This window comes from Chryseobacterium sp. (genome assembly GCF_022712095.1).
GTDB lineage: Bacteria > Bacteroidota > Bacteroidia > Flavobacteriales > Weeksellaceae > Chryseobacterium.
In genome coordinates, this window is the sequence record NZ_JALAHD010000240.1 from 1 (window position 1) to 9,866 (window position 9,866).

At 34.9% G+C, this 9,866-nt stretch carries 9 protein-coding genes; 2 read left to right on the top strand and 7 right to left on the bottom strand.

Annotated features, from left to right (window positions below):
* Positions 1-145 precede the first annotated feature (145 nt).
* The 6 genes from Q0A18_RS12570 to tsaE all read right to left on the bottom strand — a co-directional run bounded on the left by Q0A18_RS12570 (position 146) and on the right by tsaE (position 6,277).
* Complete coding sequence (locus tag Q0A18_RS12570) at positions 146-2,428, bottom strand: cation:proton antiporter (RefSeq protein WP_292010497.1); 2,283 nt, start codon at positions 2,426-2,428, stop codon at positions 146-148.
* Between the two features lie 343 nt (positions 2,429-2,771).
* Positions 2,772-3,482, bottom strand: a complete 711-nt coding sequence (locus tag Q0A18_RS12575) for a response regulator transcription factor (protein ID WP_292010498.1) — start codon at positions 3,480-3,482, stop codon at positions 2,772-2,774.
* Positions 3,457-4,230, bottom strand: coding sequence for a histidine kinase (locus Q0A18_RS12580; protein WP_292010499.1), 774 nt, complete (start codon positions 4,228-4,230; stop codon positions 3,457-3,459). The genes Q0A18_RS12575 and Q0A18_RS12580 overlap by 26 nt, the downstream gene beginning before the upstream one ends.
* 6 nt (positions 4,231-4,236) lie before the next feature.
* Complete coding sequence (locus Q0A18_RS12585) at positions 4,237-4,608, bottom strand: hypothetical protein (RefSeq protein WP_292010500.1); 372 nt, start codon at positions 4,606-4,608, stop codon at positions 4,237-4,239.
* On the bottom strand, positions 4,609-5,802 hold the full coding sequence (locus Q0A18_RS12590; RefSeq protein WP_292010501.1) for an alanine dehydrogenase: 1,194 nt from the start codon (positions 5,800-5,802) through the stop codon (positions 4,609-4,611). It lies immediately after the preceding gene.
* A 67-nt stretch (positions 5,803-5,869) separates the two neighbouring features.
* Positions 5,870-6,277, bottom strand: coding sequence for a tRNA (adenosine(37)-N6)-threonylcarbamoyltransferase complex ATPase subunit type 1 TsaE (gene tsaE, locus Q0A18_RS12595; protein ID WP_292010502.1), 408 nt, complete (start codon positions 6,275-6,277; stop codon positions 5,870-5,872).
* A 68-nt stretch (positions 6,278-6,345) separates the two neighbouring features.
* Between tsaE and dnaG the strand changes: the two genes are divergently transcribed.
* Together dnaG and clpP are read left to right on the top strand one after the other, a co-directional pair.
* Positions 6,346-8,319 (top strand): DNA primase, encoded by a 1,974-nt coding sequence (gene dnaG, locus Q0A18_RS12600; protein ID WP_292010503.1) that lies wholly within the window; start codon positions 6,346-6,348, stop codon positions 8,317-8,319.
* A 57-nt stretch (positions 8,320-8,376) separates the two neighbouring features.
* The gene (gene clpP / locus Q0A18_RS12605) at positions 8,377-9,063 is read left to right on the top strand and encodes an ATP-dependent Clp endopeptidase proteolytic subunit ClpP (RefSeq protein ID WP_292010504.1); all 687 of its coding nucleotides are present in this window, start codon (positions 8,377-8,379) and stop codon (positions 9,061-9,063) included.
* A gap of 217 nt (positions 9,064-9,280) precedes the next feature.
* Here the strand turns inward: clpP and Q0A18_RS12610 are convergent, their stop codons facing one another.
* Positions 9,281-9,844 (bottom strand): cytochrome b/b6 domain-containing protein, encoded by a 564-nt coding sequence (locus Q0A18_RS12610; protein ID WP_292010505.1) that lies wholly within the window; start codon positions 9,842-9,844, stop codon positions 9,281-9,283.
* Positions 9,845-9,866 lie beyond the last annotated feature (22 nt).

The window sequence follows — 9,866 nt, forward strand, 5'->3', positions numbered from 1 at the left end:
TCTTGCATAAATTATTTGAGGTCTTATATTTTTTTGCCTTTTTATTGAGACCGGATTTAAGCTTGTCAAAATATTTCCCATGAACTAAAACAGGTTCGCATATTGATAAGCGGTACGGAAACCTGAATTATGGATGATATAGTGTTTAAGGATTGGAAATAATCAGAGTGGAAGGGACATCAGATAACCATAAACTTTTGGTATCAATGAGGTTTTTCCAGCTCTTACTGCTGATCAGCATCAAGTCCTGTGAGTCTAAAAATTCTTTTTCAATTTTTTTCTCATTATATAGGGTGATATGATTGGGTGCTACCTGCTCTATACTTCTGATCAGTTCTTTTACCTCAATATTATTTCTGATCTGTCCTGCTGCGTCCATAATGATAATTTGAGAATTGTTATTATTGATCAGTCTTTTAGCATATTCAAGTAAATAAAAGTCACTTAAATTAAAGATAGGAACGAATACTTTATCTGCAGAAGTAAAGTTTTTGTCTACTAAAATTCCTACAGGGATATTGGTTTTATCCAGAATCTGTAAAGTGAAATCATCAAAAGGTGAAGGATTGAAAATACGGCTTTTCCCTTTTACGGTATTCAGCAATTTTTCAGGATTGATGATTTTGGTTGTAAATCCAAGTAATCTTCCCAGCAAGCTCCCTTCATACATCGATTTTCCCAGCATGATCAGAAGAAGATCATAATTTCCTTTATTTGAAATATTTGTAAGATCGGATTCTATATCTGTGGATGCCTTGAATAGTGTGGTTATTTTCAATTGAAGATCATGAGAAGTTTCTATTACATCCTTAAATTTTTCATTTTCATATTCATCAATTTCATAGGGGTGCATTTCCTCAACATGAGCAATATTCATAGCGGTAATACTTTTATTGCCATTCATTCTATTGGTAAAATCATGGGCTAATTTCAGTAAAGTACTTCCTGATTCCGGATTATCAAAAGATACCAGGACACGATATTTAGAACCATTATCGTCATGAGCTTTCTCTTCTTCGTTTTTATTGGATTTAAACAGATAATTGATAAGATCTAGAGCCGGTCCTGTCATGAAAGTGGTAAATAACGCCATAATAACCATCATGGCAAATATTTCCGGACTCAAAACCCCCAGATCATAACCGATATTAAGGACAATAAGCTCCATTAATCCTCTGGTATTCATTAAAGCTCCGATCGTAAGGCTGTCTTTCCAGTTAATTCCGAGAAACCTGGCCGTTAAAGCACTTCCCGCAAATTTTCCGATAACAGCAGTTAAAATGATAAAGCCTGCCACAATCCATAAATGACCATGATTTAAAAGTCCGATTTCTGTACGAAGCCCTGTGAATACAAAGAATAGCGGTAGTAAAAGAACTAATGCCACATCCTCCACCTTTTCAATAAATAAATTACGGAACTTAGCATTTTCAGGCATGATCGCTCCGGCCATAAATGCACCGAATAAAGCATGGATTCCGATTACTTCCGTAGCATAAGCAGAAAGAATCAGTGTAAGAAAAAAGATGGCTACCATAGACTTGTTAATGGTGTTTTTCTCTACCTGAAGGTCTCCGATTCTTTTAAGAAATGGCCGTATTACCTTGATCATTAGGAATACATAGGCAATAGCCATGATGATGACATATATGGAGCTTGTGAAAGATCCTGCTTTTACAATTGCAATTACAGCTGCCAGAATACACCATGCTGTAATATCATCAGCAGCAGCACAGGTGATAACTACGGTTCCCAATTTAGTTTTCTGTAGATTTCTTTCCTGAACAATTCTTGCTAACACCGGGAAAGCTGTAATACTCATGGCGATGGCAATAAATAATGCAAATGAGGTAAACTGAATCCCTTCCGGTGCAAACTCCTGATAAATATAATAAGATAATCCTATTCCCAATGCAAAAGGTATAATAATACTCGCATGGCTGATAACAACAGCATCATGAGCTTTCTTTCTCAGAACACTCAGATCCAATTCCATTCCTACAATATACATAAAAAGAATAAGTCCGATCTGACTTAAAAACTGTAAGTTTCCCAATGATTCCTGAGGAAAAAGGAAATCTGAAAATTCAGGAAAATACATTCCGAGAAGTGAAGGTCCTAATACGATACCGGCAACCATTTCTCCGATTACGGTCGGTTGTTTTATTTTCATACAAAACCATCCGAATAATCTTGCAACCAGAATGATGGTTACAATCTGTGCAAGTAATAAGGCTAAAGGATGGTGAAGATTCGCTTTAAATGATTCCACGAAATTATCCCAGGTGGAACCGCCAGATGTTTTTACGACAATATTTTCTTTTACCTCGAGTGTTTGCCCTTCTGTAACAAACCAATACATCAGGCATGAAAAAAAGGCAATGGTACTGATGTAAAAGATAACATTTCTGTATTTTCCCCAATTCATAATTCCTATATTTTAAGGTGCAAATTTGATAAGAATATATTGATGATAAATGATTTTTTTTATAAAATGTAATAAGACTTGTAAAAAATGTAATGAAATTCTATGATAAGAATGGAGGATGGTAAGAGAATGTTAAAAATAATAGAATCTAAGCAAGATTGTATAGTTAGAGTATTTTCTCAAGTCATGTATTTCTTTTAGTTTGAAATTTTCTTGTTGGTAGCCAAGCTGCATTTTATCATTCGGACTGGAGCATAGTGTAATAAAGAATCTATGTATTTATGACGGAGATTTTCCAATACCTCGAAATGGCCTTAATTCTGTAGACTATTTAGAATTCAATTTATTTTCCAAACATTTCCATTAGTGTACTTTTATAAGCTTCACCAATTTGGAGTTTAAGAAAATTCTCTCCATCAATAGAAATTGTCGTAATAATTTCATTGGTAGAAAAAGCTTTTATAGAAGAAAGAGCAATGATTTCTTTTTTATTAATCTGGGCAAAGTCTTTTGAAGGAAGTATTTCCAATAGGTTTTTAAAGCTGAGGTTCTTAAGAACCATCGTAGAATAATCATTCAGTATGATTTCCTTGTCACGGCTGTCAATTTCGGAAGTCTTAATATAGGCGATCTGTTCCGTAAAAATAATGGACCTACCAATATTGGTATTCCATTCTATAAAATCTTTCTTTTGTGATAAGCTGATCAGTTCCTGGGCCTTTTCAAACGCCTGAATCAGTCTTTCTTTTTTAATGGGTTTTCTTACATAGTCTACCACATTAAGGTCAAAAGCTTCCGCAGCATATTCCTTATAGGCAGTAGTAAAAATGATTTTTTTTGAAGGAGAAATTAGTTCAGCAACCTGTAACCCATTCATTCCCGGCATTTCGATATCCAGGATACAGACATTACAGTCCTGATTCCCAATATCATTAAGAAAAACTTTCGGATCATTATAAGCTTTTACCACTTCTACATTATCAATCTGTTCACATAAAAGTTTTAAATAGCTGATCGCCAGAAGTTCATCATCGAGAATAACGCATTTTATCATAAAAATCCCCTAAATTAATTTTGAGCTGAGCGGTGAAAATACCATTTTTTGAACTTTTTTCCAATTGATAATGATTACTGTAAATCATTTTTAATCTCTGATCCAGTGACTGGCTTCCAAATCCGCTTTTTTCCTTTTGCAATGTATTTTTCAGAGAAGCTTTATTGATTACTTTCATCGAAAATATTTTATTTTCCAATTCTATCTGAATCGATATAAATGAATCCTGAGCTAAAAAATCGGTGTGCTTAAAAGCATTTTCAATAAGGTCTACCGAAATGAGAGGTGCAAAAACTTTTTCTTCATAAAGCGGGTCCAGTTTATCTATTTTGGATTTGATCCTGAAATCGAAAAGAGGGTTTATTTTAATTTTATTAATCTCAATAAGACTTAAAGCAAAGTTTAGTTCTTCTTTCGGGCTTACATATTTGTTATTGCTTTCGTAAAGAATATAATCCAGGACATTTGCCAGCTTGTCTAGAGACATATAGGTTTGATACGCATGGGACTGTACCGAATTTAAAATATTTTTAAAAAGATGTGGATTTAATTTTGTGCCGATATGCTCTAGCTGAACCTCATTGAGTTTTTGTTCTATCAGCATATTGGTCTCAAACAGTTTGTTATTTCTTTTTTTCAACTGTCCGTTTTGACTGAAAAGATAAATGCTTAATGTCAGAAAGAAGAAAATAGCAAAAACCCCTATGAATATAAGATAATCATGGATCATATAGTAATTGCCTTCCATCAGAAACTAGTTAAGCTTTTTAATACTGTTAAAGGTTACTTCCTCTTTGCATTTTTCAAAATTTATTTCATAAATAGGTTGATCTTTAGGATAGACCAGTATATAATCCGGGCAGGGTTGTTTTTGAGCATGGCTTTTGTCAAAGTCAATTTTCCCCTGGGTAATGATGGTCTCTTTTAAGAACTTTTCCTTCACCTTATAGATATTCATTTCATTTTGAAAATTTTCGGAGTACTTAAAATCTTTGGAGAGCGTTTCCGCAATTACACGGCTGTTTGGCAGATAACCGCTGCAGCTTGCTCCTTTTTTGTTCAGTACAAAGAATACGATAATAAGCCCGGGAATAAGCCCTATAAGATAAAATTTAAGTTTTTTCATTTAGAAAATTAAAAGATTGATATCATGATAAGTGAGTCCGAAACGGTCACAGATGATTTTTTTTGTATGTCTTCCTTTATACATATACAGGCTCTGTTTCATCTCATTTTTACGGATCAGCATGTTTTCGAAGCCTCCTTCTTCATCATAATTCAGAATATAGGAAAGGAAAAAATTAGAGATAGCTTTTGTAGTTGTTCTCGGCATTCTGGATGTCAGATTGGGAAGCCCGCAGTGAATCACATCATGTTTAATGATATAAGGATCTTCCATCGTAGTAAGTTCAGAAGTTTCAATTACTTTGCCGTTATCAATGGTAACATCAATGATGACACTTCCTTTTTTCATTTTCATTACCATGTCTTCGGTAACAATAGGCTGCATATTTAACCTTGGAAGGGCACCGATTACTACATCTACTCTTCTTAAGCTTTTGCCTAATTCTTTAGGGTCAATAATGGAAGTAGGGACTCTGCTGTCTACGATAGTATGTAATCTTCTCAGTTTTGAAAGTGAATTATCAAAAACTTTTACACTGGCACCTAATCCTATAGCTGCTTTAGTAGCAAATTCTCCTACAATACCGGCACCTATTACAATGACTTCCGTTGGCCTTACACCGGTGATTCCACCCAACATTAACCCATTGGAGAGTGCTAATAATTCTGAAGCATAAAGAATAGAAGCTGTACCGGCAATTTCTCCGATTAACCTCACTAATGCAAGTTGCTTGTATTCATCTACAATAAATTCAAAAGCAATAGCATTGATCTTTTTCTCTGCCAGTTTTAAAAAATATTCTTTCTCCCTTAGATTGATCTGTAATGCTGAAACCAGATAAGTATTGGGTTTCAGATAATCTATTTCCTCTTCAGTGGGAGGATTTATTTTTAGAATTAAATCCTGTCCGAAAGCTTCTTTGGGATCATTGGTGATTCTGGCTCCCGATTCGGAATATTGTATGTCGGTAAAGAAAGATCCTTTTCCGGCACCGGATTCAATAATGATTTCATGACCATGTTCTACCAATACCTGAACGGCGTCCGGAGTGATGCAGGTTCTTCTTTCGTTAAGACAGGTTTCCTTGGGAATTCCAATACTAAATTGTTTTCCTTTTTTTATGACCTCCAACTTTTCTTCCTTCGGCATTAAATCTTCTTCAGTGAAAGGAGTAAATATATTTGTAGTGCTCATCCTTAATTAAATTATGACTTACAGAAAGTTATTGTGTAATTGAATTCATTAAACAAAGATATAATATTTAATCGAATGTGATTTCTCTCTGTTCACCAGTGTTTACAATGCTCATGGTGTGAAATTTTAGTCCGTAAAGCTCTTCTTCATATACTTCCGGCCATTCAATAATACACAGAAAAGCATTATCGAGATATTCTTCAATCCCGATATCATATACTTCTTCAATATTCTTAAGTCGGTACAGGTCAAAATGATAAATTTTTCCTTTAGGAGTATTATATTCATTTACGATGGAATAAGTAGGAGAGCTGATTTCGTCTTCACTTCCCAGCTCTTTTAGTAAAAACTGAGTGAATGTAGTTTTTCCTGCTCCCAAGTTTCCTTTTAACAGAAAGATATTGTGCTGTAAATGAGGAATAATGCTATCCACTACCTGATGCCAATCTTCTATGTTTTTTATATTGAACTGCATGTAAGTATTTTACTGCAAAAATATAAGAAAATATATACTTTTGGGGGTAAATTACTTATTTTTACACTATGATTTCTAAACAGACCATAGATAAAATTTTCTCAACGATCAGGGTAGAAGAGATTGTTGGTGAATATGTGCAGTTGAAGAGGGCAGGGTCTAATTATAAAGGGCTGAGTCCCTTTCACGAAGAAAAAACACCCAGTTTTGTAGTCTCTCCAAGTAAGCAGATCTGGAAAGATTTTTCTACCGGAAAAGGGGGAACGGCAATTTCTTTTCTGATGGAAATCGAAAACTTCACTTATCCCGAGGCGCTTCGCCATGCGGCTAAAAAGTATGGAATAGAGATAGAGGAAGATCAGCAGGAATATTCTGAGGAAGCTAAACAGGCACACTCCGAAAGAGATCAGCTCTATAAAATCCATGAAGTTGCGAACAATTATTTTCAGGAACAGCTTTGGGATTCTGAAGAGGGAAAAAACATAGGATATGCCTATTTTAAGGAACGTGAGCTTAAAGATGAAACCATTAAGAAGTTTCAACTGGGATATTCACCTGAAAAGAAAAATGCCTTTACGGAATATGCTTTGGAAAAAGGATATTCTCGGGATATTCTTGAAAAATCAGGACTTTCCATTTTTCCTGAAAACAGCCCGGCTGGTATAGACCGTTTCAGAGAACGTGTTATTTTCCCTATCCATAGTTTTTCGGGAAGGGTTTTAGGTTTTGGAGCCAGAATTCTTAAAAATAATGTAAAGACTGCGAAATACCTGAATTCTCCCGAGACGGAAATTTATCATAAATCCAATGTCCTTTACGGGTTAAGCCAAAGTAAGCAGGCTATTTCCAGAAAAGATAACTGTCTTTTGGTGGAAGGATATATGGATGTGATTGCACTTCATATGTCGGGAATTGAGAACGTGGTAGCCAGCTCAGGAACGTCTCTGACTGTTGATCAGATCAAACTGATTAAAAGACTGACGGAAAATGTTACTATTCTCTTTGATGGGGATAATGCAGGAATTAAAGCGAGTTTCCGGAGCATTGACATGCTTCTAACGGAAGGAATGAATATCCGTGTTTTACTATTTCCGGAAGGTGATGATCCTGATTCTTTTGCAAGAAAGCATCCGCAGGAATATGTGGAGAATTTTATTGAAAAAGAAGCAACGGATTTTATTGATTTCAAAGCGGAAATTCTTCTTAAGGAAGCTGGAAGTGATCCTATTAAAAAGGCTGATGCCATCAGGAATATTGTGAAATCTGTCTCATTTGTACAGAATGCCCTTAAACGGGAAGTATATCTGAAAGAAGTTTCCAATAAATTCGGATTGTCCGAGCAAAGTCTTTTTAATGAACTGGATGTCCAAAAACAAATCACCCAAAACCAGACTCAAAATATTCAGCAGCGGGAAAATAAAGCTACAAAGCTGGAAGTTGTTCCTAAACCTGAGCAGGAAATAGATTCCGTTCAGTTTAATATATTTCATCAGGAGAATAAGCTGATTGATTTAATGCTTATGTTTGGTGATGTGGTGCTTCAAAGGAGAAATGATAAACAGGAGAAGTATGAAATCACCGTAATTGAAGAAATTCTGCATCATTTTGATGAAGAACAGTACGAATTTCAGATTGAAACCAATAAGAAAATTATTGATAACATCAAAGATGGTATTGAACATGAAGAGTTAAGAGCCGGAAATTTCTTTTTGACTCTGATGGATGAAGATATCACGACCAAAGTGGCTGATGCTCTGATGATCCCAAATGAATTAAGTGACTGGACCACGCGAAATATATTTCCTCCTACCATCGGAGATTTTGTAGCAGTGGAGGTGGAGAATGATATTTTAATTCATAAATATTATTATATTCACTTTATCATTAAACAGATGACCGCAGAATTTGAGGATTATAGAGATAAAGATCCGGAAAGATACTATGATTCAATCAAAAAAATCATGATGCTGAATGAGTTTTCAAAAAAGATAACGGAAAAATTAGGATGGTCACCTGTGACAAAAAGTCCTATAAAATTTTAGGAATAAAAGTTGTAATTTAAACAACACTAATATTTATAAAATAATACAAGTAGAAATATGGACATTAAAAAGGAATTCAGAGATTTCTCTGTAAAACACTTAGGAAATAACGGTTTAGTGACCGATCAGTATATGGGAATGTATGGACCAACGAATCTTACGCCGTACATTATGGAAGAAAGAAGATTAAATGTGGCTCAGATGGACGTTTTTTCACGTCTGATGATGGACAGAATTATCTTTTTGGGAACCGGAATTGATGATCAGGTAGCTAATATCGTCACAGCACAGCTTTTATTCCTTGAAAGTTCTGACCCTTCCAAGGATATTCAGATCTATATTAACTCTCCCGGAGGTAGTGTATATGCCGGATTAGGAATTTATGACACTATGCAGATCATTAAGCCTGATGTAGCAACTATCTGTACAGGTATGGCAGCTTCAATGGGTGCTGTGTTACTGGTAGCCGGAGAAAAAGGAAAACGTTCTGCTCTTAAGCACTCAAGAGTAATGATCCACCAGCCTTCAGGAGGTGCTCAGGGAGTAGCTTCCGATATGGAGATCAACTTAAGAGAAATGTTGAAATTGAAGAAGGAATTATATGATATCATTGCTCATCATTCAGGACAAACGTATGACTGGGTAGAAAAATCATCTGACAGAGATTATTGGATGACTTCAGAAGAAGCGAAAGAATATGGTATGGTAGATGAAGTTTTACAGAGATCAGCTGATAAAAAATAAAATATTTTTCATCAATAAAAAAACCGCACTGATTAAAGTGCGGTTTTTTTATTAATAGCAATGTAGCATAGTATCAATTGTTATTTTTTATTCTTAGGATATATTGTTATTTTGTGGGACTATTTAACTTTTGGCCAAGGCAGATATCCTTTTTTCTCATTTAACCTGTTATACTCTTTGGCTTTTTTTAAGGGGATACTGATATGATCATATCCCGTTACCCTCCCAGCATTCGGGAAGTAATCCCTTTTTTACTGCTTAACTCAGAAATGACAATTCCTATTAAGTGTATCACAATGAAAATAGGAAATACATACAGTGCCCATTTATGTACCGCTTCCATGGGCTTTTTTAAAGATCCGTCTCCCCATTTCAGATAAAAGCCGGTAATAATAAATACTGCAATAAAAATATAAAATATGATATATATTAAACCCTGCAATCTTTCTTTGGCAGGAACACTTCTTTTGAACGGATTAGGAAATCTGATTCCTCCTAATATCATGTAAATAATCCGTAGTCCAAATAAAAACAACATAGCATAAGCTGCCCATTCATGCCAATGCCACATAGGAGAAAGAATCGTTTTTGCAATACTTATTTTTTGTTCTTGGGAAATGAGATTAGGAACATTTTGTTCTATGGCATTCAGAATGGTTTTTTTTCCCATCCATTTCATTCTTAAAAAACCGGTAATGAATAATAATGTCATGGATATGGCAATGAGCCAATGTAATAATCTGTGCACTCCCGGAAAGCGGGTCGAAATTTCTTTTTTCATAAGATAAATGTTTGTTTAGAAA

Excerpts from the sequence above, each read along its gene's own strand:
- clpP (WP_292010504.1), top strand. The coding sequence starts at position 8,377 with ATGGACATTAAAAAGGAATTCAGAGATTTCTCTGTAAAACACTTAGGA.
- Q0A18_RS12610 (WP_292010505.1), bottom strand. The coding sequence starts at position 9,844 with ATGAAAAAAGAAATTTCGACCCGCTTTCCGGGAGTGCACAGATTATTA.
- Q0A18_RS12570 (WP_292010497.1), bottom strand. The coding sequence starts at position 2,428 with ATGAATTGGGGAAAATACAGAAATGTTATCTTTTACATCAGTACCATT.
- Q0A18_RS12585 (WP_292010500.1), bottom strand. The coding sequence starts at position 4,608 with ATGAAAAAACTTAAATTTTATCTTATAGGGCTTATTCCCGGGCTTATT.
- tsaE (WP_292010502.1), bottom strand. The coding sequence starts at position 6,277 with ATGCAGTTCAATATAAAAAACATAGAAGATTGGCATCAGGTAGTGGAT.
- dnaG (WP_292010503.1), top strand. The coding sequence starts at position 6,346 with ATGATTTCTAAACAGACCATAGATAAAATTTTCTCAACGATCAGGGTA.
- Q0A18_RS12590 (WP_292010501.1), bottom strand. The coding sequence starts at position 5,802 with ATGAGCACTACAAATATATTTACTCCTTTCACTGAAGAAGATTTAATG.
- Q0A18_RS12580 (WP_292010499.1), bottom strand. The coding sequence starts at position 4,230 with ATGGAAGGCAATTACTATATGATCCATGATTATCTTATATTCATAGGG.
- Q0A18_RS12575 (WP_292010498.1), bottom strand. The coding sequence starts at position 3,482 with ATGATAAAATGCGTTATTCTCGATGATGAACTTCTGGCGATCAGCTAT.